Below are 24594 nucleotides of genomic sequence, written 5' to 3'. Positions count from 1 at the left end.
AAACAACAGGCTTAGCTTTTCAATGAACCGCCTGAAGTACGAATCACGTCTTGATACCAGAAAAAGCTTTTCTTACGTTTACGTTCTAGCGTTCCTTGCCCATCATCATGACGATCGACATAGATAAAGCCGTAACGTTTGCTCATCTCAGCGGTTGAGTTCGCGACCAAATCGATTGGTCCCCAACTGGTGAAGCCCATCAGCTCAACGCCATCCAAAATTGCTTCATGTGCTTGTACAAGATGGTCGTTCAAGTAAGCGATGCGGTAATCATCTTGAATCTCACCGTTTTCATCGATTTCATCACGTGCACCTAAGCCGTTTTCTACGACGAACAGTGGCTTTTGGTAGCGATCGTGAAGGAAGTTCAGCAGAACGCGAAGGCCTTTTGGATCGATCAACCAACCCCACTGGCTCTTTTCAAGGTATGGGTTTGGTACGCTATCGACAATGTTACCCACTTCCTTCTGTTTCGGATCCGCACTTGCACAGCCACTTGCGTAGTAGCTGAATGAGATGAAATCGACACTTGCCGATGCAATTTCTTCTAAGTCGCCTGCTTCCATCTGAATTTCGATGCCGTTTTCACGGAAGTAACGCTTCATGTAGCCAGGGTACTGACCACGTGTTTGTACATCACCGAAGAACAACCACTTGTTGTTTTCATGCATTGCAGCAAGCACGTCATCAGGGTTACAGGTGTATGGGTAGTTGATTGCGCCAAGCAGCATGTTACCAATTTTGCCGTTAGGTACGATTTGCTGACACAGTTTTACCGCTTTTGCGTTTGCGACTAGCTGGTGGTGAATCGCTTGGTAAATCTCTTGTTCACTGGCGCCTTCTTGCAAACCAACACCAGTAAATGGTGCGTGTAGAGACATATTGATTTCGTTGAAGGTTAACCACAGCTTCACTTTGTCTTTGTAGCGTTCCAGCACTGTGCGAGCATAACGTTCGAAGAATTCGATGACGCGACGATCGCCCCAACCGCCATAGTTTTCAACCAGTGCGTAAGGCATTTCGTAGTGAGATAAGGTCACGAAAGGTTGGATGTTGTGCTCGGCAAGTTCGTCAAAAATTTTATCGTAGAACGCCAAACCTTCTTCGTTAGGTTCTAGTTCGTCCCCGTTCGGGAAGATGCGGCTCCAAGCTAAAGAGAGACGCAGACAGTTAAAGCCCATCTCTTTGAACAGCGCGATGTCTTCTGGGTAGCGATTGTAGAAGTCGATCGCCACGTCTTTGATACCCGGTGTACGCTCTTCACGGGTTTGATGCGGACTCAAAATACCGTTTGGCAGCATGTCTGATGTCGATAACCCTTTACCCCCAAGGTTGTACGCCCCTTCTACTTGGTTTGCAGCAATGGCACCACCCCAAAGAAAATGTTCAGGAAACTTAATCATGCTTCTCACTCTTTATATTTAGGAAATATTTGTGGATTTATTGCTTGAGAATAGTGTAGGAGACACCTCGATACTTGTATCGAGATCGTATTTTTATCAGTTCATCACCAAACGTCAGTAATGATAAACATTGATATATAGGATGGTTGTTAACAATGCCAACCTAAGTGAATTTAGATTGGCATTCATATTCAAAACGTAAATGCTAAATTCGCCGCCGCGCCAAACTGGTTATCGCCAGCGTAAGAGCCAGCGAGGTCTAAACTGATCACATCAAAAGGACTGATGCCAATGCCACCTGTCACTGAGTTATCGAGATTATTTTCTAGGTCAATTTCATAACCAGCGCGAAGTTGTGCCCACCCCCAAGCATTCCCCTCGATACCGACACGAATAAACTGAGTGTCATCGTCGAGCTCTTTAAAGCGCTTTTGTTTGGTGAGATCGGCGTCTAAGCTCAGAGCTACATAGTTCCCGACATAACCGATGCCAACTGTCGCTTGTGGTGTGAGTTCGTAGGTATAGTTGCCCAGTTTTGTTTCAATATCTTGCTCGAAGACGTCTTTTAATGAAAGGCCTGCTCTAAATGCGTTGTGATACCAAGCGACCCCAAGATCCATATTGAAAGTATTCTTTGATACTTCACTTTTGTCGTAATCCTCGATATCAAAGTCGTCTAGTGTTGTACGTTGTGTGTAGGTTTTAAGTTGTTGGTATTTTGGTGTAATACCAAATGCGAATTGTTGTTCGCCTATAGTGTAAGCACGAGATAGAGCAATACCATATTCCACATTACCGAAAGCAGCTAGGTTAACGGCAGAATTGAGGTATCGATCTGCGGTGTTTGTTGAATCTGAGATATCGGGTGCAGCAAGTATCTCCACATAACCAGTGCTAAACAGGTTTACAGACATGTAGCGCGTCGGAATAGCAATTGCGAGGCTTAGCCCTCCGTTAATGACAACTGGGACGCTCTTATCCAACTGATCGAGGAGGCGATTAAGCTCGGCCTCGTTCGCTGGAGTAGGAATGCCCTGAATACTATCATAAAGGTCTTGGGCGTCATCTACGGCTGACAACGCTTCATCCTCGTCGTGGATATTGACCCCGACAGCCGGAATGAGCAGACCGATATCATCATTTTCTCGATAGAGGGCCCCCAAGGCTGGGTTATGTAGGGGCGCGGTCAAATAGTCAGCAGAAACGACGCCTGTATTTCCCATACCATGACTTCGAGCGTCGGCAGCGTAAGGTGCAGAAAAAGCGTGAGGTGATAATACAAAAAGCGCTCCTGCTGCAGCTAAAGTTATTTTTATCATAACGCATCCATTCTTATTTTAAATAATCACTTATCATTAAATTAGACGGTGGGAGCTAAAACTGGTGTCAACCACCAAAAATTGTTCTGATGAATGGTATGTGGCGATTCATCAAGTTAAGCGTAGGTTAGGCAACTCGCTTTATAAAGTTGAACAGGGTTTATATTGCTCTCTTATTGAGAGAAAAGGATTGAGATATGGGAGAAGTTGGGTCAGCTTCGGTGAGGAGCGAGTTTAAATACTAAGATGAAGGACATTCCTTCAGTAGTGTTGAGCTGTGCGCTGACTTTCCCTTGCATATCACGCATATTGTTGGCCGTAATCGCTAAACCCAGCCCCAATCCTTCACCAATTTTCTTTGAGGTTTGGAAGGGTTCGAACATGGATTCAAGCATCTCATTCGACACGCCGCAGCCATTATCACTGACGATCAGTTCGACCTGATTGTCGGTTGGGTTGACGATCAAGCTGAGCTGCGGGTTGGTGGTATGGTTCATTGCGTCTAGCGCATTCGAGACAAGATTGCCGAGCACCTGAAGCAGTCGTTGTTCTTCACCCATGATATTAGGTAAGTCATGAGGAACACGAACACGCACATCCACTTTGTCTAATTGGGTTTGATAAACGCGTAGGGTTTCTTCGAGTGCGGAGGTAAGAGAAATTGCTTGTAGGCTTTCTGGTTTGTTATAGGCGAACGTCTTTAACTGGCTGGTCATGCTTGCCATGCGATCAATCAGCTTCTGCACCAATACGTTGTTGGCTTTCATCATCTCGGTTTCGCCACGTTCTGCTAACAGTTCATTTGTTGTGAGCAGGGTACGCAAGCCTGTCAGTGGCTGATTGAGCTCATGAGTAATCGCGCTCGACATGCGACCTAAGGCGGCCATTTTGCTCGATTCAATCAACTGGCTTTGCGCCTCTTTTAGTGCTTGAGTTCGCTCTTCTACTCGCTGCGCCAGTTCTTGGTTGACCTGTTGCAGTGATTGCTCGGCTTTTTTCCGCTTGCTGATGTCGATGATCGTCGCAAGGAAATACTGCTCGCCATGCCAAGGGAAACTGGTCAGTGAGAACAAGACAGGGAAGACGCTACCGTCACTGCGTCTGGCAATGGTTTCGACCGTGCTGATCTCTGCGAGCTCTTTATGTTTAGGTAAATCCTTAAGCAACTTGAGTGTGGTGGAATTGGGATTGCCTGCATCGAATAACTCCCAAGCAAAAGCATGTCGATTGACGCTTTCTGGCAAACAGAACAAGCGCTTTGCCATTGGGTTGAGATCGAACAGTTGCCCTTGTTCATCAATCAATAGCAAACCAACGTGAGTTTTATTGATCATCTGTTTCAAGCGGCGTTGGGACTCTTCCAACAGGGCTTGAATTCGCTGTTGATTGATGTGCTTTTGGCGACGTTGTAGACCAATGATGACGAGTAATACAACTAACAAGAGCAGCGCCGCTACGCTCCAACCAATCACGTTGATGGTTTGTTGAATCGGCTTAGAAGGGGTGAGGTAGCTGACGTACCAATTCAAATCATCCAATTTAACGGTGTGCGCAAAATAGCGTTGCTGATTGAGCGTCCACACACTGATATTGGTGTTGTCGTATAAGCGCTGCGTTTCTAACTGAACGGTGTTGCTTGGTTCGTTAAACCAGTCTGCGTTATAGAGCGAGCTGCTCGATAGGAAAAAGCGTTGCTGACGGTTCTGCAACGTAATGATGTCTTGGCTAGTAATGGTCTGTTCGGTCAATAGGCTAAGGTTGATTTGCACCACCACAATGCCAGCGATATCCAGACCATCGTAGATAGGGGCTGCAAGATAATACAATGGGCTCGAACCTTTGGTTTTGTTCACCAAGGAAACACCGCCGCCTTGGTTGTGAATTTGTTCCACAATGGCTTTTCGGTCAGACAGGCTAAAGCGCTCTTCGATCAAACTTGAGACCAATACTTCGCCAGAGTTAGACAGGATTAGCCAACCTTCCGTATTGGCGGCTTTATCTAGCTGAGTCAGTTGGGTTTGCAATGGCTCGTAATAAGTCCGGTTTCCTTTTACAAACGCGATGGTTTCCGGATTATTGGTGACAAGGTAAGGCAAGTGATAGAAGCGTTTGAGTGCACGGCGAACTTCACCGATATAGTCGAGCAGTTTTTGTTGAGCTTCGGTTTGAGTTTGTACGCTCAACCATTGACGAGCAACCTCTCTGCTGGCGCTATAACAAGACAACATCAGCACTGCTGCAATTACGACCACAAGCCACGTTTTGCCATTCCTTTTGCGCTGCATACTGACTCCGTTCAGCTAGTGCGTTCTCACCGAGAGTCATTAAAGAGTGCGCCTAACTGGTTGGATGTTAAAGACTTGTAAGCAAGAAGTGAGATCTAGCTCCTTTTCTCCTCAGTGGTTTTTGCTACCGTTAGCAAAGAGCGATTTCTATTCCACCTACGGTAGTAACTCATGGCTTTTGACGACACCCCTAAAATTGCACTTATCGAAGACGATGACATTGTTCGTCAGGCTACCAGTCAGTGGCTGCAACTGGCGGGGTTCGACGTGACCGCATTCAGTTTAGGAGAAGAGGGGAAAGCGGCCATTCTTAGCCAAGAATTTGATGCGATTGTCAGTGATGTTCGCCTGCCGGACACCGACGGCTTGTCGATACTAGAAAGCCTGATTGCTAATCACATCCCAACGCCAGTTATCTTGATCACCGGACATGGTGACGTCGATATGGCAGTAGGGGCGTTACAAAACGGTGCGTTCGATTTTATTGAGAAACCTTTCCAACCTGAGCGTTTATCCCAACGATTAACCGAAGCGGTCGAGAGCTATCGCGCACAAACGTCTACTCAAGATCGCCAAGAGTACCTATCTAGCGTTAGCGGCTTAGAAGAGGTGTTGATTGGGCGAAGCCGAGTGATGCAACAGCTTAGAGAACAAGTAGCCAAGTTAGCACGCATTGATACTAACGTGATCATTTACGGCGAAACAGGTTGTGGTAAAGAGCTGGTGGCGACCAGTTTGCATAATGAAAGCCAACGCAGATCCTATCATTTTGTGCCAATCAACTGTGGCGCTATTCCTGAGAACCTGTTTGAAAGTGAGCTGTTTGGGCATGAAGCAGGGGCATTTACCGGAGCGGGTAAAAAGCGCATTGGTAAGTTGGAATACGCGGATAAAGGCACTTTATTCTTTGATGAAATCGAGAGTATGCCGCTGTCCATGCAGGTGAAAGTGTTGCGTTCATTACAGGAACATACGGTAGAGCGCGTTGGGGGCAACCAACAGATCTCAGTTGATTTGAGAGTGATCGCCGCCGCGAAAGAAGATCTCAATGATCATGACGAGTTTCGTCAGGATTTGTACTATCGTCTTAATGTGGCGCAGATCTATTTGCCACCGCTACGTGAGCGAGAAGATGATGCGTTGATCTTGTTCGAACACTTTGCTCTGAAAAGTAACCCTGAGAGCCGCCCACTGAGTGAAGCCGATAGAAAGGCCATTCTTGCTTACTCTTGGCCTGGTAACGTACGTGAGCTTAGGAATGTAGCGATGCGTTTTGCATTGGATGAAACCGTCTCCGTAATGGAAATTCTCTCTAGTCGACCATCTTCTACGACCGAAGAGACGCATGCGGGCGTGCCGTTGGCGATTCAGCTACATAACTTTGAACGTAAGGTGCTACATGATTCTTTAGTCAGGCATCATGGACGCATCAATGAGGTGATGCAGGAGTTGGATTTACCACGTCGAACCCTTAACCAAAAGATGCAGAAGTTTGGTTTGAATCGCTCCGACTATACTTAGTGCGATTTCTAGCTAATTCGAAATCACTGGCATAACAAACACGTTATGCGCTTTTGGCTGGAGCTGGGACAAACTTATAATTTAGGTCTTTACCTTCTCCAAACAAGGTAACGAGGTTCCTTCCAGTATGTTTAGAGCTATATAGCGCTTCGTCTGCTTCAGCAAGCGCCTCTTGAAGTGATTGCCCTTCAGATAACTGACTGATACCAAAGCTCATGGTCACTTCAGTTTTAAATGATTGCAAAGCGGTTTCAGTTTCGACCGCAAGGCGAATTTGCTCTGCGACAATTTTGGCTTGCTGTGCTTTTTCGAGCAAAACAATCATGAACTCGTCACCACCAAATCGCACAATGCAGGCGGACTCAGGAAGATGCTTTTTAAAAATAGTGGAGATCGTTGCCATGACGGAGTCGCCAACCGTGTGACCATAGTGATCATTAATCGCTTTGAACTTGTCGACATCAGTCATAATAATGCTGATTGCTTGGCTTTTTTTATGTGCTTTACTAACCAAGTTTGGAACGATTTCTTCCATGGCTCGACGATTATATAGCCCTGTGAGTGCATCTAAATGAGAGAGATCATTAATGGATTGCACCAAGCGTCCGTTAATTAACCACAGCATACTAAAGCTCAAAGCAACGATCAGGCAGATGCTAAATAAGAAAGTCAGCTGATGGATAAGGCCTGCGACCATAAAGCTTGGTAACTCACCTGAAAAAGTACTCCAAAGCGCCCTAAATCCCATAAAAAAACTAAATCCAAAGAAAGAGTAAGCCATTGCTTTAACAGGGAGCTTTAAGTCCTTTTGGGTACCTTTAAGCATAGCGACACCACTAAAGAAGGTGACGATACAAATATACATGCTCAGATAAATAATGCGGCTTTTGATAGAAGGATCATGGAAGGTGAAATAGTAAAATGAACCACTGAAAACAGGTGTTAACAAGGTGAGACAGTGAGCCAATTTTAAAGGGTATTGACGAAAAATGCTTACGCTATATAGCGTAAGCAAGAAGCCGACTAATATGAGAGTGTTGGCTATGACGATGGTCAGCCAGTCTGGCGCAGAGCCCCTAAAGCCAAGTAAAAAAGGGCCTAAACCAATGAACAGTAGTGATATCGAGAAGGTTTTTAAGCCTTTGACTCTACCCTGAGTGTATTGATAACAAAGCAGACTAATAGAGTAAATGCAAGAGAACAGAATAACGATAAAGTTCAGTGTTCTGATGTCTAGATACTGATTATCCATAGGCGACCCATATCAATCTTTCATTCAGGCAACTCCTTTGCCTGATATCAATAAGCGAGCTACATAGTAACGCACTTATTGAGCGATGTCTTATGTTAAACGGCTATTCATTCACCAGCTCGAATTGTTCGGTTTGGTTGGTTTTCGTCGTAAACAGCAGACCAACAATCATCATAAATACGCTAGGCACAATCCAGCTAGCAAAGTCATTGTACAGAGGCATGTAATTACCCATCCACTCATCAGTGGAACTTGGCATGTAACCTAGGATGTGCAGCGCATCAACACAACCAAACATTAGAGCAGTGAACGCGGTTGCGACGACCATGATTTGCGACATCTTGTTACGCACTGGTGCCATGATCATCAACGCAATCGCTACTGGGTGAAGCGCCACAACCGCTGGTAATGTGATAGCCAATAGTTGCTCTAGACCTACGTTGGCGATCAAACCAGCCAATACCATGGTCGTGATAACGCAGCCTTTGTAGTTCACTTTGCTGAAAGTGTTGTCGTAGAACTCACTGCCTGCGGTGGTTACGCCGATAGCAGTAGTCAAACACGCCAATACCATCACGGCACCTAGTAATAGTGAACCAAATGCGCCGAAGTGGCTGAAGGTGAATGCCGTTAAAATGTCGCCACCATTGCTGAACTCAGAACCCAAGTATGAGCTTGTCGAGCCAATATAAGCCAATGAGATGTAAACAAATGCCATGGCAACCGCGTACATTAAAGCAGCAATTAGTGTGTATTTTGCAGTGGCTTTCGGACAATCCACACCCATGCTGCGAATCGCGCGAAAGATGATCCAACCAAAACCGATAGAACCTAGCGCATCCATGGTCATGTAGCCTTGGGTTAAGCCTTCAGCAAATGCACCAGATACGTATGGTCCTGTTGCGGTAGTTAGCTCACCTGCAGGAGAAATCAAAGCAGTCACAGACATTATGATCAAGATACCCATCAAGGCAGGCGTTAAGATCTTACCTAGGTTGTCTACCAACTTACCCGGATATAGGGCAAATAGAATGGTGATGGCACAGAAGGCAATAGTGAAAGGCACCAAAGCGGCATCACCAAACATTGGCGCAAAGCTAAATTGGTAAGCCACGGTAATTGCACGTGGGATCACGAACGCAGGGCCAATCACGATAAACACCATCACCCAAAAACTGGTCGCCAAAGGTTTAGGTAGGGCAGCGGTTAATTTGTCTGAACCGTTTACGATAGCCACCATCACCAGTGCCATCGCAGGCAGACCTACACCCGTCAAGAGGAAGCCAGACATCCCGCTCAGAAAGTTTTCACCTGCTTGGTAACCCAAAAATGGAGGGAAGATCAGGTTACCCGCGCCTAAGTACATGGCGAAAGTCATGAAGCCCAAAGCGGCGATATTGCGTGCGCTTAACATTGTTATTCCTCTTATGTTTCGCTTGGAAGAAACTGAAAGGAATGGGAGGAGTATGTGGTGTTCCCGTCAGCTTCTTCTCAAGCTGACAGAAAGTTTAGATATAGCCTGTCAGCTCTGAATCAGTTTCAGAGAGAGCAGGAGGATCGCAGCAGCAACGCCAGATGGGCGTTTTAAAGCGAATTGTAATTGCGCGGTTGCTGACATGGATGATCCTTAATGACGAAAAAATACCAAGGAATACGTTTGCCTTGGCGTGTTGTTACCCTAACGAACATAGGGCTATTGGCACAACCCCGAAGTAGAAAATAAGTTGATACGGTCAATGTTTGTTTCTGAACTGGTGGATCGAACTGCTTTTTAAATTCAAAATTAGAATAAATGACTTTTCATTTCTGTAACATGACTTGTTTTGCTGTATTTTTGTGCTATTTGTAGTCGTTTAGGCTATAAACCTCCGCTGATAAAGTGAGCAGTTTAGAATGATGCGCTTTTTCTTCTTATTGTTAAGATACTCATTAGTTGCAGTTCAATCCAAAATTGCATCGGCAAAATATTGCTTATTAGTGAATCGTGCATTTATTTTGTCTTGATCACATTTTATTAACCTTTTGCGATCTAGGCGTGCAACCTTCTTCTCTTCAATGAGCAAGATCTTGCTCATTACTTTGCTATCAAATCAGCATGATTTTGCTCATTTTTGATGTCTTTCAGTACTTAGTTTAATAAATACAAAGGGTTAAAAGTTGGCATTTCAATTGCTCTAGGGAAAGTGTTGTTAATAAAGATTTAACATGATGTAAATCCCCAATCGTGAAACGACTACACGGAGAGTAATAATGAAAATGAATAAGCTGGTAAAAGCTTTGGCTGTCGCTGTGACTTCTTTTGGTATTGCTGCTAACGCTGCGGCAGAAGATCGTAGCTACATTCTTGCAACGGCATCGACAGGTGGTACTTACTACCCTGTGGGCGTAGCACTGGCGACGTTAAGCAAAGTGAAATTGGCACCAAAGCACCACTTCTCCCTTTCTGCAATCAGCTCTGCGGGCTCTGGTGAAAACGTCAAACTGCTGAACGAAAACGAAGCACAGTTCGCGATTCTACAAGGTCTTTACGGTGCGTGGGCTTGGTCTGGTGAAGGTCCTTATGAGAAGAGCGGTCGCCAAGAACAGCTGCGTTCAGTCTCTATGCTGTGGCAAAACGTTGAGCACTTTATTGTTCGCTCTGACCTAGCAAAAACCGGCACAGTGACTGACCTGAACAACCTAGATGGCAAGAAGTTCTCTATCGGTAAGAAGAACTCAGGTACTGAGAACTCTGGTCGCCAAATCATGAAAGGTCTGAAGGTCGACCCTGATAAATTCAATCTTGCTTACATGGGTTACGGCGGCAGTGCGAGCGCACTTCAAAACGGCACCATTGACGGCATGAACACGCCTGCGGGTGTACCTGTTGGTGCGGTCACTCAAGCTTTTGCTGCGCTGGGTAAAGACATTTCGATTCTTTCGTTTACTGACGAACAAATCAAAGAAGCGAACGGCAATTACAACCTATGGACGAAGTACGAGATCCCTGCGAACACGTATCCAGGTCTAGATAAGCCGATCACCACCATTGCACAGCCAAACTTCTTGGCTGTTCGTGAAGATATCTCGGAAGAAGACGTTTACCAGCTAACCAAAGCGATCTACGAGAACCTGCCTTTCCTACAAGGTATTCATAAAGCAACCAAAGCAATGGCAATTGAGAAAGCAATTGCAGGCTTGCCAGTGCCTCTTCACCCAGGTGCGGTGCGTTACTACAAAGAAATGGGCATCGAAATCCCATCAGACCTAATGGCGAAATAACGCCAACTTCGCCCCGAGTTTCGGCTCGGGGCATTTTATCCCTACCGATTTCTAAGATGGAAAAAGCCGCCAGAGCTTGGAGTATGAGATGAGCGACTCAATAGAAAAGGAATTGCAGAAGTTTGAGCTGCCCACGCGCACTGATTTTCCGTGGGTAACCACCACAATCACAGTGTTTGGCGTGGTGTTGTCTGCTTTGCACATTTGGTTTAATACCTTATCGACGTTACCAGAGTTATGGATTTCCGCGACCCACTTTGCTGGCTTTGCGGTGATTTGTGCGCTTTGGTATCCGGCTCATATCTCTCTCAAGCAGAGTAAGCTTGCACTCGGCATCGATGTGTTAATTGCTATGGGCGCGGTCGCGTGTTTGCTCTACATTCCCTATGCCGAAGATGCGCTGTACGAACGTGGCGTGAAGTTCGTGACCAGCGATTGGGTCTTCGCCATCATGGCAATCCTGATTGTGATTGAGCTGATCCGACGCACCATGGGCTGGTTTATTCCTGTGCTGATTGTGGTGTGTCTGAGTTACGTTGTGCTTTGGGGTGAGTGGGCGACAGGTATTTTCCATTTCCCGGGTTTGAGCATGGAAACCTTGCTCTACCGCAGCTTCTATTCTTCTGAGGGCATGTTTGGCTCTATCTCGCGCATCAGTTGGACTTTCGTATTCATGTTCATTCTGTTTGGTGCGTTTCTTGTTCGCTCTGGTGTTGGTGATTACATCATCAATGTGGCACGAGCTGCGGCAGGCAAAATCATCGGCGGTCCGGGTTTTATTGCAGTGATTGGCTCGGGATTGATGGGCTCAGTATCTGGATCTAGTGTGGCAAATACGGTTTCAACCGGTGTTATCAGTATTCCTTTGATGCAAAAAGCAGGTTTTCCTTCGCGCTTCGCGGCGGGCGTTGAAGCTGCGGCGTCGACAGGTGGTCAGTTGATGCCACCAGTGATGGGGGCGGGTGCTTTCATCATGGCGTCTTACACGCAAATTCCGTATGTTGATATCATTGCGGTTTCTTTCATTCCTGCTCTTATCTATTTCTTGTCTGTTGCGTTCTTTGTGCGTATCGAAGCCAAACGCAGCGGCGTTCAAAAAATCACGACCAGCGATGAATCTCTATTAAAAGTGTTGATCAGCGGTTGGCACAACCTTATCCCGCTGGCGGTATTGGTTACTTTGTTGGTTCAAGGTTTTACACCGACTTACGCTGCGGGCTTGTCGATCATCTCAGTGGTGGTGGCTTCTTGGTTCTCGAAAGATCATAAGATGGGACCAAAAGCGATCATCGAAGCGCTCTCGCAAGGCGCGAAAAACATGGCGACAACCGCCGTATTGCTGGTGGGTATTGGTTTGGTGATCAACGTGATCAGCACAACGGGCATCGGCAACACGTTCTCATTGATGATCGACGGTTGGGCGAATGGCGATTTGTTCATCATGATCGTTCTGATTGCGCTCGCTTCTCTTGTTTTGGGGATGGGTTTACCCGTGACAGCGGCGTATATTGTATTGGGCACACTGTCTGCCCCTGCGCTTTACAAGTTGATTGCGGAAAACCAACTGCTTGAATTGATGGTGTCAGGTCAATTGCCTGAACAAGCAAAAGCGATCTTCATGTTGGCGGCGCCAGAAAAGCTGGAACTGCTTAATGCACCAATGGCGTTGGAAACCGCGAAAGAAATGGTGGCGCTAGTGCCTGCGGACTTTATGGAAACCCTACTAGAGCAAAGTTTGGGTATGGAAGCGGTAGGCTTGGCATTGCTGGCTGCTCACCTCATCATCTTCTGGTTATCGCAAGACAGTAACGTTACACCCCCAGTGTGTTTGACCGCATTCGCTGCGGCAACCATTGCGAAAACACCGCCAATGCGTACCGGTTTGATGGCATGGAAAATCGCTAAAGGTTTGTATCTTGTACCGCTGCTGATTGCTTACACAGGCTTGGTAAGTTGGGATGTAACGTCGGTAATTACCGTGGGCTTCTTCGCCATCATCGGAACCTATGCATTGATTGGTGCGATTGAAGGTTACTTGGAAGGTCCTCTAAACATTCTGACGCGTCTCTTGTTGGTTGTGGTGGGTACTTTGCTGGTTTGGCACGACATCCCAATGTTGGTTCGTGTGGCAAGCTGCGCGGTATTTGTCGCGGTGTTCATTTACAGTGGTCGCAAGTTCAAATTGCAACAATCTCAACTATCGGTTTTATAAGAGGTCGTATGAAATCAGTCTATGACTACATCATTGTTGGTGGTGGTATCGTTGGTGTGTCGACAGCATGGCAACTGCAACAACGTCATCCAGACAAATCCATTTTATTGGTTGAGAAAGAGTCCGGTTTTGCCAAGCATCAAACCGGACACAATAGCGGCGTGATTCATGCTGGAGTGTACTACGCACCGGGTAGCTTAAAAGCCGACTTTTGTAAGCGTGGGGTAGAGCGAACCATTTCGTTCTGTGCTCAGCACGATATTCCGGTGGAGAACTGTGGCAAGTTACTGGTTGCGACCAATGAGCAAGAAGTCGAACGCATGAATGCCCTCTATGAGCGCTGCCATGTCAACGGCATCGACGTAAAGCTACTCGATGAAGTTCAACTCAAGCTGGCTGAGCCAAACATCACGGGCTTGGGCGCGATTTATGTCAAAACCACCAGTATTGTCGATTATCGTTTGGTCACTGAGCAGATGGCGGAAGAGTTCAAAAAGCTCGGCGGTCAAATCAGTCTGAGAACCAAAGTGGTGGCTGCCGAAGAGAAGGACGAAGAAGTTCAATTGACCTGCATTTCAGACGGGCAAACCATGCAGCTCAATGCCAAATTCTTGGTCACTTGCAGCGGCTTGATGGCGGATCGTATGACTAAGATGATGGGTATTCCAACCGATTTCCAAATTATCCCTTATCGTGGTGAATACTACCGCTTAGATAGCAAACACGACCAAGTGGTGAATCATCTTATTTACCCAATTCCCGACCCTGATTTGCCATTCTTAGGTGTCCACCTGACTCGCATGATTGATGGCAGTGTGACCGTTGGTCCAAACGCGGTGCAAGGCTGGAAGCGAGAAGGGTACGACAAGGTTAACTTTAGCCTGCAAGATACCATGCAAATGCTCAGTTTCTCCGGCTTTTGGAAGGTGACACAAAAGCATCTAAAAACCGGACTGGATGAGTTTAAGAACTCGTGGTGGAAGCCGGGCTATCTCAAGCTGGTCAATAAGTACTGCCCAAGCATCAAGGTCGAAGACCTCAAACCATATCCTGCGGGTATTCGCGCGCAAGCGGTGTTATCCGATGGCTCTTTGGTTCATGACTTCCTGTTTGCCGAGAGCGCAAGAAGCCTACACGTTTGCAACGCGCCCTCTCCCGCAGCGACATCTGCAATGCCTATTGGAGAGTACATTTGCGATAAAGTGAATGAGAAGATAGAGGCGAAAACCGAGACGGTTTAACAGTAAAAAGCCATGTTAAAATATATGAGCGAAAAGAATGCTTTTCTAGAATATTGACTGGTATGTTATTTGCCGCACAATAATGTAATTAGTATGTAAGAAATGGTTTTAAAGTGTCGTAATACAATGTCAACTTCAAATTTTATAGGTGATTTTTTGTTCTTTCAGTTTTAATCTTCATCAGATGGAGGGACTATGATTACAAAACAGCACCTTAGAAAAGTATGGAAGAATGAAACTAAAGTTTCAGAAGACTATTTAGTGATTATAAGCAAAGAACTTTCTATGAAGATCTCTGAATGTAAGTTAGATAGTGAACTGAGACTGTCACACTTTGTCGCTCAATTAGCAAAAGAGGTTGGTCCTGGAATGAGAATGGAGGAAAACCTGAATTATTCAGTTCAAGGATTGAAAAGCACTTTCAGAGTCTATCGGAATAGGCCGGCGTTAGCTGAAAAGCACGGGAGAAAAAATGCCATCAATCAAAAAGCAAACCAAGAAGCGATAGCAAATAATGCCTATGCCATGAAAATAGGCAATGGTGATGCAAGTACCGGAGATGGATGGAAATATCGCGGTAGAGGAATGATACAGTTAACAGGGAAAGGAAACTATTTAGCGACAGAAAGCATACACGCAAATATTTGGAACGAAAATACGAGTTTCTCTTCTTCGCCCCAGTTAGTTGCTCAACCTAAATATGCCATCAGGACTGCTATGATTTTTTGGCTGAAGAATAAACTATATTTAAAAGCCGATAAGGGAGCATCTAGAACGGTGACTGATAGTATTACTAGGGTTATTAATAAAAATACAGATTCATATGGACAACGACATGAGATATTTACCGAACTGTATAAGAAAGGTATTTTCAAAGAAATTTTTAAGTAGGGCTTTTGGAGCTTGTTTGATAGTACATTACCCTGCATTTTCCTTTCAGTTAACTAGTGTCGACGATGGTTATTTGCTGACTGATAATAAGTTTGAATCGGATTATATGGTATATACTCCGGGCGCGAAGGAAGCGGAAATTACTGATGCATATGACTTCACTTGTGTTGGTAGCAAAATCGAAGTGGTTAAAATTAGAAGTGAAATTAACAATGCCGTGACTCATGGAGAGCAGCTCCAATATTACTTTTTTCTTGTTACTGAGAATAAAGCTTACTGGCCACTTAGAATTGTTGAATCTTTCCAGACCGTGGACAAAGATTCCCAGGAATTAGTGTCAGAACATTTACCTTTCACAAAAAATGATGACCTTGGGTTAGCTTGTGATTTAGTTAGGCCTCAGGTTGAAAGCTATTACTTTTCCCAAGCTTTTGAAGCGATACCTAAACATACCAACAATAAAGGCGACTGAATCAGTCGACTTTATTGTGTCGGCTGTAAAGTTGTAGTGTCTATTGCTATTTAGGGCAGAGTTCCCCTTTCTTTGCGTGTCTTTCTATCATGTAATCGCCTCGGGCACTGTGCAATACAATCGCATTCCAGACTTGACCATCTTGCAACTCGAACTCAAACGCATAATGGGTGCCGCCGACCATTTTCGTTCTCACCTCATGAATTGCTTTCAATTTATCATCGGCATTCATTTGATAAAGCACCATGTTGAGTGAGCGTCTGGCGTCAGGAGTTGCCTCAGCAAGTTGCCAACGGCCCTGCTCGTTTGTTGCGGAGCAAATAGACCGCATTTTACTTTTCATGGCGGATGACATCTGCTTGTCTACGGCCAATGCATTTGGTGAAAACAGTGGAACCGTCAAAGGAATCAAAGTTACCAGAAACCGCTTTAAGGTCATAAAAACACTCCGTTGTTTTACTCTTGCTTGAGTATAGACCTCAATGGCTTCAGATGTGGTGCAGTCGACTCTGGACCTACAATATCGCAGTTCGTATCAACGAACTGATGATAAACAAGGCGACCACGCTTACCAGCCAAATGCCAATGCACCACAAAATGGGTTTTAGTTTCATCAGTGATATCCTTCTCCACGTTTCATCTTGCCGCGGAAAACCCAGTACGAATAAGCCGTGTAGGCTATGATCAGAGGAAGTAATACCACCGCACCGGCAAGTAAAAATGCCAAACTCTTATCTGGCGCGGCGACGTCTTGATAAGTGAGTGCGAATGGGACCAAGTAAGGGAATGTACTGACACCGAAACCCATCGCGGACACAAGAAACAGGCCGATCGCAAGAACGTAGGCTCGGACGGCTTTGTGGTCGAGTAAGGCTTTGAATAACTGCCAAATAAGTGCCGCTGCAATAATTGGTAAAATGAAAAACAGTAGCGAGTTTGGTAATGAGAACCAACGTTCAAATACGATATTTTGGCTCAATGGCAGCCACAAACTGGCGATGAATATACAGGCTACCATCGCTAGTCCCCATCGTCGCGCGACCACGTAATAGCGCCCCATCAGTTCTTCTGGAAGCTTGATTAATAACCAGCATGAACCGAGCAGAATATAAGCACAAACAAGCGCCAGGCCACAAAATACGCTAAATGGTGAAAGCCAATCAAACCATCCACCTGCGTATGCTCGTTCACTAACCTCTATACCTTGGAGCAGGGTTCCGAGCATAATGCCTTGCATCAATGCCGCGGTGAGTGAACCAATGAAAAAAGCGCTATCCCATAAAAACTTTCCGCGTTGTGTTCGGAAGCGATACTCAAAAGAAACCCCGCGCAGAATTAACCCGATCAGCATTAAAATCAGGGGAGCATAGAGTGCTGGCATAATGACCGCGTAAGCGAGGGGGAACACGGCAAAAAGCCCACCTCCGCCAAGAACTAGCCAAGTTTCATTCCCATCCCAAACAGGAGCGATGCTGTTCATCATCATGTCGCGCTCTTCATCGTCATTAGCGCTGAGAAATAGGATACCAATACCGAGATCAAAGCCATCTAACACGACATAAATCAGAACAGCGAGCCCAATCAAAGCGTACCAAATTAATGCGTAATCCATGAGTTAGTTCCTAGGTTAGATGGTTAGAATGTGTTATGGCATCGGTTTTCGTGCCATCAGGAAGTCGGCTGTCTAAGCCTTCTTCATATCGAGTTGGAGACTTGCGCATCAAACGTAGGAGATAGAAGAAACCAGCTCCAAAAACCACAAAGTAAACCACGATGAACGCCGTCAGGGAGACGCTCACCGCGGCGGCATCAATAGGCGATGCCGAATTGGCTGTGGTTAAAAGACCGTATACGGTGTAAGGCTGTCGACCGACTTCGGTGGTTATCCAGCCTGCTAAAACCGCAATGAACCCCGCAGGGGCAAACAGGACACAAATACGTTGAAGTGCCCTTGAATCAAAAAGTTTGCGACGTTTTCTTAGCCATAGGCTCCACAAACCAATAACAAGCATGCCAAAACCAAGCGCGACCATTACTCGGAAAGACCAGAAAACGATAGAGACAGGAGGGTGTTCCTCCTCTGGAAAAGCATCTAATCCCTTCACTTCACCGTTGAGGTCATGAGTTAAAATCAAACTACCGAGTTTGGGGATTTCCAGTGCGTATTCCATACGTTTTTCTTCATCGTTAGGGATACCGAAGAGGATCAATGGCGCGCCTTGGTGAGACTCATAGTGCCCTTCCATCGCGGCGACTTTGGCGGGTTGATGTTCAAGGGTGTTTAATCCATGCATGTCTCCAGCAACGATTTGAATTGGTGTCACGATGGCAGCCATCCACATTGCCATCGAGAACATAATTCTGGCTAGAGGGTTATGGTTTGCTTTTAGTAAGTGATAAGCGGCAACGCCAGCTACAACAAAGGCAGTAGTAAGGTAAGCAGCGAGCAACATATGAACGAGCCGGTAAGGAAAAGAAGGGTTGAAGACAATCGCCCACCAGTCTTCTGGGACAAACTGTCCGGCTTCGTTGATACTATAGCCCGCTGGTGTTTGCATCCAACTATTAACCGAAAGTATCCAAAACGCAGACAAAAACGTCCCGAATGCGACAATACAAGTCGCGGCGAAGTGAAGCTTCTTACCCACCTTATCCATACCGAAAAGCATCACGCCTAAAAACCCAGCTTCGAGGAAAAACGCAGTAAAAACTTCATAACCCATTAGCGGGCCTAGGATTGGGCCTGTTTTGTCGGCAAACACGCTCCAGTTAGTACCGAATTGATAGCTCAACACGATGCCACTCACCACACCCATACCAAAACTGATGGCAAAGATTTTGAGCCAGTACTTATAGATTTGCATGTACTGTTTGTTGCCCGTTTTTAAGTACAAGCCCTCTAATACAGCGAGATAACTTGCCAAACCGATCGTAAAAGCTGGAAAAATAATGTGGAAAGAGACAGTAAAGGCAAATTGGAATCTAGCTAGGTCAATGGCGAGTGTGTCCATGAGCGGTCCCTTTTTCGTTGGATAAACTGTTCGCCGGATTTAAAGAGGAGACAGAAGAGTGGCGAACAAGGTGAAGTACGAAGAAGGAAGACGAAGAGATTAAAAAACGATCGCTTTTTACACATGTGCGTACCATCTTTTAGATAAAGGAGGAGCGTTATGAGCCTTAAACATTACTTTGAGAAAGCGACACCTAAGTTTGGTCCAGGTGGGAAGTATCACAAGTTCTACCCACTTTTCGAAGCTGTCGAAACCATTTTTTACACGCCTGGTAAGGTAAACCAGGGCATGACTCACGTTCGAGATAGCATCGATTTAAAACGTATTATGATCATGGTGTGGCTGGCGGTCTTCCCTGCTATGTTCTGGGGTATGTACAACATAGGCCAGCAAGCGAGTGATGCCTTGTTGTATGGAATGGATCAAGCCTCAGCTCAGCAAGCGCTTGTTTCTTCATGGCAACTGAGTTGGGTATGGGGCTCGTTAGATGCGGTTTCACAAGCGGGGTGGGGAAGTAAAATGTGGCTTGGTGCTACTTACTTTCTTCCAGTTTATGCGACGGTGTTTATCGTTGGTGGTTTCTGGGAAGTTCTGTTTGCTATTGTGCGAAAGCATGAGGTAAATGAAGGCTTTTTTGTCAGCTCTATACTCTTTGCGCTGATCCTTCCTCCGACAATTCCACTATGGCAAGCGGCTTTAGGTATCACTTTCGGTATTGTTGTGGCGAAGGAGATTTTTGGTGGTACTGGACGAAACTTCCTAAATCCAGCTTTAGCAGGGCGCGCGTTCTTATACTTTGCCTATCCTGCCAACATGTCCGGTGGTGCTGTGTGGGTCGCGGCTGATGGTTACTCTGGCGCTACTCCACTTAGTCAATGGTATGAAGGCGGGCAAAGTGCTTTGATAAATAATATGACAGGACAAACAATTTCATGGGGAGATGCTTTTGTTGGTAATTTACCAGGCTCGATGGGTGAAGTCTCCACGTTGTTGATCGCACTAACAGGCTTGGTTCTCATCTTTATGAAGATTGCATCGTGGAGAATTGTTGCGGGCGTGTTGGTCGGTTTAATCGGAGCTTCATTACTATTGAATGCGATCGGTTCAGACTCTAACCCCATGTTCTCCATGCCGTTCTACTGGCACTTCGTGATTGGTGGGGTTGCGTTTGGTACCTTCTTTATGGCGACAGACCCTGTCTCGGCAGCTTTTACCAATAACGGGAAATGGGCATACGGACTATTAATCGGTGTGATGACGATTTTTATCCGAGTGCTGAACCCGGCTTATCCAGAAGGCATCATGTTAGCGATTCTATTTGCTAACTTATTCGCGCCACTTTTCGATTACCTAGTCAAAGAAAGTAATATCAAACGCAGAATGAAAAGGGCGAGACCTTCTTAAAATGAGGGTGACCTCACTGAAAATTGATTGAAAACTGCACTATATTGAAAAGGTCAGACACATGGGGTTTCTGACTTTTTATTTTTATCAGGAGGACGAAGACGATGAGAATAAAGGATATTCTCGATAGCCGTTTGGTGCTGTCGTTCTGGTATAACCTAGACTACTGCTTGTCTCTTCTTAGTAAAATCTCTTCTCGTTGATTTCCTCAATGCAATCGCATTGAAAAGCATTCTATCTATTTTTTTTTAGTCTTACGTGAAACTGCGTAGGGCAATGCGTATAAGGAAATTAACAATGAAACGTATTCCAGAACCTTTCCGTATCAAAATGGTAGAGCCAATCAAAATGACGACTTTGTCAGACCGTGAAGTCGCGTTAAAAGAAGCGGGCTATAATCCATTTCTTCTTCGTAGTGATGATGTTTATATCGATTTGCTGACTGACTCTGGCACTGGTGCCATGAGTGATAACCAGTGGGCTGGCATCATGATGGGGGATGAATCCTATGCGGGGAGTCGAAATTACTACAACCTGTGTGATGCAGTGGAGCACTTCTTCGGTTATAAGCTCACCGTGCCTGCACACCAAGGGCGTGGTGCCGAGCAAATTTTGTTCCCCGCTTTGATTGAGCGTATGCGTCAGGTGCGTGGTGGTGAAACGCCAGTATTTATCTCGAACTACCATTTTGATACCACAGCGGGTCACATTGAACTCAATGGCGGTAAAGCGATTAACGTGGTAACGGAAGAAGCATTCGACACCACTACGCCTTATGATTGGAAGGGCAATTTTGATATCGATAAGCTGGTGGCAACAATTGAAGCGCACGGTTCGCATAACATTTGTGCAATTATCACCACGATTACTTGTAATAGCTCCGGTGGTCAGCCTGTGTCGATGGAAAACATGCGCAGTGTGTACGAGATTGCAACCAAGTACGATATTCCAGTGGTGATTGACTCGGCTCGTTACTGTGAGAACGCCTACTTTATCAAGCAGCGTGAAGCGGGTTACGAGAATAAATCGATTCTGGAAATCATCCGTGAGATGTACCAGTACGGTGATATGCTCACCATGTCAGCTAAGAAAGACCCGATGGTAAACATTGGTGGCATGTGTTGTATTCGTGATCATAAGGAGTTGTTCCAGGCGGTGCAGACGCGCTGCGTACCCATGGAAGGATTTGTAACATACGGCGGCATGGCTGGGCGTGATATGGAAGCGCTCGCTCGCGGTTTGTATGAAGCCGCGGATGAGGATTTTCTTCACTATAGAATTAGCCAAGTTCAATACTTAGGTGAGCGCTTACGTGAAGGCGGTATTCCGATTCAATACCCAACGGGTGGTCATGCGGTGTTTGTGGATGCCGCTAAGATTTTGCCACATATTCCAGCTGATCAGTTTCCTGCGCAGGTATTGTGTAATGCTTTGTACTTGGAAGCGGGTATTCGAGCAGTAGAGATAGGATCGTTGCTGCTTGGTCGAGATCCGGAAACGGGTAAACAAAAAGCGTCAGAGCTTGAGTTGATGCGTTTGACCATTCCACGTCGTGTCTACACAAACGATCATATGGATTACATTGCGGATGCGATTATCGAACTGAAAAATCGTGCACATGAGTTAAAAGGGCTCACTTTCGAGTACGAGCCACCAGTGCTGCGCCACTTTACTGCTCGATTTAAAGAGATCGATTAACTCAAGTTTAAATCTAGATAAGCAAAAGGCCGCGAGTTTCGCGGCCTTTTTCGATTCGTTTATTTCTTAGCGTTACACTTACGCCAACTCTAATGTGATGCGAACGAACTGGTCGTCTTGATACTGCACTTCATAATTGAAGGTACCACTGGCGTAAATGCTGCCAAGGAAAAGTGAGCGTTGACTCATTGGTCCGCGGAACAGCATCGAAATAGGAGCGATTAGGGCGTTATTATCATCGAAGTGCTGATTTAAGTTCTCAGAAAGCACACACAGCAAACAGCCGTGTTGGTCGTGAGATAAGTCGACGTCTTCCGGTCGCGATAATAACACGGTAGTCCCCAGTTTCTTCTCAATCTCGTTGATCAGCAGCAAGTAGCTATCTAGATCGGGTTGAGGGTTGCTGGGTTTGTCTGCACCGACGCAGCGCTCGAGTAATACTTCCAGATTTCCGTTCTCACCTTTTGCCTGCTGAGTCAAAGATTTTAACGGCTTTTTAATCAGCTTATAGCGATTACTCTTCAGTTTTGGTTTCAGCCATTTCTGAAGTAAGTCATTACGTTCTTTAAGGGAGAGGCCATGCGAGGACGCGTGAATTTTAAAGTGCAGGTGTAATAAAGCGTGAACCGCAAGCTCACTCAGAAGTTGGTTAGCATCTGTAGACTGTCTTGCCTGCTTAGAACTTTGCATTACACTCGAACAAAATTAGGGAAGAAGGATAATGGTGCCGAGAGAGGGACTCGAACCCTCACACCAAAGGCACTAGCACCTCATGCTAGCGTGTCTACCAATTTCACCATCTCGGCATCATGATGCTCTGAATACTCAGAGGCCTCGAAAGAAGCAACGCGAATTGTATAACCAAAATCCACCTGTTGGCGAGAGCAAAATGACGAATTTTGGCTCTTTCGAGTTTGATTGCATATTTATTGGTCACTTTTATGTTTTTTACCATCAACGCCTATCCTTATGCCCTTACTTTTATTAATAGTATGACGACAAAAGAGTGCTTTTGCCTAAATTTTGAACGCTTGAACGTTTGCGTAAATAAATGTGATGAATATCTCTTTTTGTTGGCTATACTTGCGTCCCGTTTAAGCGGGAATTAGGGTTTAGTTGTTCAGGACCCTTACCCATACAAGCCGTCACATGGATCAGGCCAAGCAACATGCTCGCCAGCAGTGAATGACCCCACGGACCGGACCAGCTACGTTCAATTGCTTGTATAAGGTAAAAATAAGATGTCGAACTATTCGTTCTGTCTACATTCTGGATCTAAAAGTGAGTTATCACTCACTGCGTTGTCCCTTTCTTCTGCCAATTCCTTTGGCTCTTTTTTCTTTTTCAACGTTTAGTAGGTCCAGCTCATGAGTGTTCTATTTAGTCTATTTGGTATTGTTGCACTGCTAGGTTGTGCTTTCCTACTTTCTGAGGGGCGTTCTTCCATCAATTGGAAAACTGTATCTCGCGCCTTGATGCTACAAATGGGGTTTGCTGCTTTGGTGCTCTATTTCCCGTTGGGTCAAGCGGCGCTGGCGAGTTTAAGTAATGGTGTCGCGGGGCTACTCAGCTTTGCTGATGAGGGGATTAAATTCCTCTTTGGTGACCTCGCTTCTTCTGGCTTTATCTTCGCTATTCGTGTCCTCCCTATCATCATCTTCTTCAGTGCTCTTATCTCCGCCCTTTACTATTTGGGCATTATGCAAAAAGTGATTCAATTTATTGGCGGCGCTATCCAGAAGTTCTTGGGTACGAGTAAAGCAGAGTCTTTGGTTGCAACAGGGAACATTTTCTTATCTCAAGGCGAGTCACCACTTCTTATTCGTCCATTTCTTTCTAACATGACTCGCTCTGAACTGTTTGCTGTGATGGCTGGTGGTATGGCTTCAGTGGCGGGCAGTGTGCTTGGTGGTTATGCTGGTTTGGGGGTCGACCTCAAATACTTGATCGCGGCAAGCTTTATGGCAGCACCAGGTAGTTTGATGATGGCAAAAATCATCGTTCCTGAGCGTCAAACGCCAAGCGATTACAACAATATTGAGCTAGATAAATCAGAAGAAAGCAACGTAATTGATGCGCTAGCAAGCGGTGCCATGGGCGGTATGAAAGTTGCCGTTGCTGTTGGTACCATGCTTATCGCTTTCGTGAGTGTTATCGCGATGGTGAACACGGGGCTAGAAAACTTGGGTGAGATACTTGGTTTCTCTGGCGTAACGCTACAAGCGATTTTTGGTTATTTGTTTGCACCTCTAGCGTGGTTGATTGGTGTGCCAAGCCACGAAATCCTAGCTGCGGGTTCATACATTGGTCAGAAAGTGGTGATGAATGAGTTTGTTGCGTTTATCGATTTTGTGCAGCACAAAGCGACACTGTCTGAGCATACTCAAATTATTATCACTTTTGCGTTGTGTGGTTTTGCGAACATTGGCTCAATTGCGATTCAGTTGGGCTCTATCGGCGTGATGGCACCTGAGCGCCGCAAAGATGTTGCAAGTCTAGGCCTAAAAGCGGTTGCTGCTGGTACACTCGCTAACCTGATGAGTGCGTGTTTAGCGGGCATTTTCATCTCGCTCTAATTTAGATTGAAGATCCACACTAAAAACCCGCCTAAATGGCGGGTTTTT

Annotated in this window: 18 protein-coding genes and 1 tRNA gene; 9 read left to right on the top strand and 10 right to left on the bottom strand. The window is 45.7% G+C overall.

Annotated elements, in window-relative coordinates:
* Window positions 1–11: 11 nt before the first annotated feature.
* The 3 genes from NL626_RS10340 to NL626_RS10330 all read right to left on the bottom strand — a co-directional run bounded on the left by NL626_RS10340 (window position 12) and on the right by NL626_RS10330 (window position 5007).
* A complete protein-coding gene (locus NL626_RS10340; RefSeq protein ID WP_213971483.1) occupies window positions 12–1403 on the bottom strand; it encodes a glycoside hydrolase family 1 protein in 1392 nt (463 codons plus the stop codon).
* Window positions 1404–1594: 191 nt separating this feature from the next.
* Window positions 1595–2722 (bottom strand): conjugal transfer protein TraF, encoded by a 1128-nt coding sequence (locus tag NL626_RS10335; protein ID WP_253657309.1) that lies wholly within the window; start codon window positions 2720–2722, stop codon window positions 1595–1597.
* 212 nt (window positions 2723–2934) lie between these two features.
* Window positions 2935–5007 (bottom strand): sensor histidine kinase, encoded by a 2073-nt coding sequence (locus NL626_RS10330; protein ID WP_253657308.1) that lies wholly within the window; start codon window positions 5005–5007, stop codon window positions 2935–2937.
* A 171-nt stretch (window positions 5008–5178) separates the two neighbouring features.
* Between NL626_RS10330 and NL626_RS10325 the strand changes: the two genes are divergently transcribed.
* A complete protein-coding gene (locus tag NL626_RS10325; protein WP_253657307.1) occupies window positions 5179–6528 on the top strand; it encodes a sigma-54 dependent transcriptional regulator in 1350 nt (449 codons plus the stop codon).
* Window positions 6529–6571: 43 nt separating this feature from the next.
* Here the strand turns inward: NL626_RS10325 and NL626_RS10320 are convergent, their stop codons facing one another.
* Together NL626_RS10320 and brnQ are read right to left on the bottom strand one after the other, a co-directional pair.
* Window positions 6572–7780, bottom strand: a complete 1209-nt coding sequence (locus tag NL626_RS10320; RefSeq protein ID WP_005374203.1) for a GGDEF domain-containing protein — start codon at window positions 7778–7780, stop codon at window positions 6572–6574.
* 103 nt (window positions 7781–7883) lie between these two features.
* Entirely contained in the window at window positions 7884–9194 is a 1311-nt protein-coding gene (gene brnQ / locus NL626_RS10315) for a branched-chain amino acid transport system II carrier protein (RefSeq protein WP_213867532.1), read from the bottom strand.
* Between the two features lie 836 nt (window positions 9195–10030).
* On the opposite strand from brnQ, the gene NL626_RS10310 reads away from it, so the two are divergent.
* From NL626_RS10310 to NL626_RS10290, 5 genes are all read left to right on the top strand, one after another.
* Entirely contained in the window at window positions 10031–11041 is a 1011-nt protein-coding gene (locus NL626_RS10310; RefSeq protein ID WP_017635521.1) for a TAXI family TRAP transporter solute-binding subunit, read from the top strand.
* 88 nt (window positions 11042–11129) lie between these two features.
* Entirely contained in the window at window positions 11130–13253 is a 2124-nt protein-coding gene (locus tag NL626_RS10305) for a TRAP transporter permease (protein ID WP_226083315.1), read from the top strand.
* 8 nt (window positions 13254–13261) lie between these two features.
* Window positions 13262–14494, top strand: a complete 1233-nt coding sequence (gene lhgO / locus NL626_RS10300) for an L-2-hydroxyglutarate oxidase (RefSeq protein ID WP_253657306.1) — start codon at window positions 13262–13264, stop codon at window positions 14492–14494.
* A gap of 195 nt (window positions 14495–14689) precedes the next feature.
* Window positions 14690–15385, top strand: coding sequence for an EF hand domain protein (locus NL626_RS10295; protein ID WP_005374179.1), 696 nt, complete (start codon window positions 14690–14692; stop codon window positions 15383–15385).
* Window positions 15330–15857, top strand: a complete 528-nt coding sequence (locus NL626_RS10290) for a hypothetical protein (protein WP_253657305.1) — start codon at window positions 15330–15332, stop codon at window positions 15855–15857. Before NL626_RS10295 ends, NL626_RS10290 begins: the two co-directional genes overlap by 56 nt.
* Before the next feature lie 46 nt (window positions 15858–15903).
* Here the strand turns inward: NL626_RS10290 and NL626_RS10285 are convergent, their stop codons facing one another.
* From NL626_RS10285 to NL626_RS10275, 3 genes are all read right to left on the bottom strand, one after another.
* On the bottom strand, window positions 15904–16296 hold the full coding sequence (locus tag NL626_RS10285) for a hypothetical protein (RefSeq protein WP_054728604.1): 393 nt from the start codon (window positions 16294–16296) through the stop codon (window positions 15904–15906).
* Between the two features lie 174 nt (window positions 16297–16470).
* Window positions 16471–17469, bottom strand: coding sequence for a cytochrome d ubiquinol oxidase subunit II (cydB, locus tag NL626_RS10280; protein ID WP_253657304.1), 999 nt, complete (start codon window positions 17467–17469; stop codon window positions 16471–16473).
* Window positions 17470–17479: 10 nt separating this feature from the next.
* Window positions 17480–18868, bottom strand: coding sequence for a cytochrome ubiquinol oxidase subunit I (locus tag NL626_RS10275; RefSeq protein WP_154204158.1), 1389 nt, complete (start codon window positions 18866–18868; stop codon window positions 17480–17482).
* Window positions 18869–19027: 159 nt separating this feature from the next.
* Here NL626_RS10275 and NL626_RS10270 point away from each other — a divergent pair, with 159 nt between their 5' ends.
* Together NL626_RS10270 and NL626_RS10265 are read left to right on the top strand one after the other, a co-directional pair.
* Complete coding sequence (locus NL626_RS10270; RefSeq protein WP_005374169.1) at window positions 19028–20272, top strand: NADH:ubiquinone reductase (Na(+)-transporting) subunit B; 1245 nt, start codon at window positions 19028–19030, stop codon at window positions 20270–20272.
* A 297-nt stretch (window positions 20273–20569) separates the two neighbouring features.
* On the top strand, window positions 20570–21970 hold the full coding sequence (locus NL626_RS10265; RefSeq protein WP_104976313.1) for a tryptophanase: 1401 nt from the start codon (window positions 20570–20572) through the stop codon (window positions 21968–21970).
* A 78-nt stretch (window positions 21971–22048) separates the two neighbouring features.
* On the opposite strand, the gene NL626_RS10260 is transcribed toward NL626_RS10265, so the two are convergent.
* Both NL626_RS10260 and NL626_RS10255 read right to left on the bottom strand, forming a co-directional pair.
* Complete coding sequence (locus NL626_RS10260) at window positions 22049–22660, bottom strand: DUF2913 family protein (protein WP_017819727.1); 612 nt, start codon at window positions 22658–22660, stop codon at window positions 22049–22051.
* A 32-nt stretch (window positions 22661–22692) separates the two neighbouring features.
* Window positions 22693–22776: transfer RNA gene (locus tag NL626_RS10255), tRNA-Leu, on the bottom strand.
* A 561-nt stretch (window positions 22777–23337) separates the two neighbouring features.
* On the opposite strand from NL626_RS10255, the gene NL626_RS10250 reads away from it, so the two are divergent.
* Entirely contained in the window at window positions 23338–24546 is a 1209-nt protein-coding gene (locus tag NL626_RS10250) for a NupC/NupG family nucleoside CNT transporter (protein WP_017635515.1), read from the top strand.
* The last annotated feature ends 48 nt before the right edge of the window (window positions 24547–24594 follow it).

The organism is Vibrio sp. Y58_MX_L22, assembly GCF_024181865.1.
Lineage (GTDB): Bacteria > Pseudomonadota > Gammaproteobacteria > Enterobacterales > Vibrionaceae > Vibrio > Vibrio alginolyticus.
Note: the sequence above shows the minus strand (reverse complement) of the source record. Positions and strands in the feature narration are given on the sequence as shown.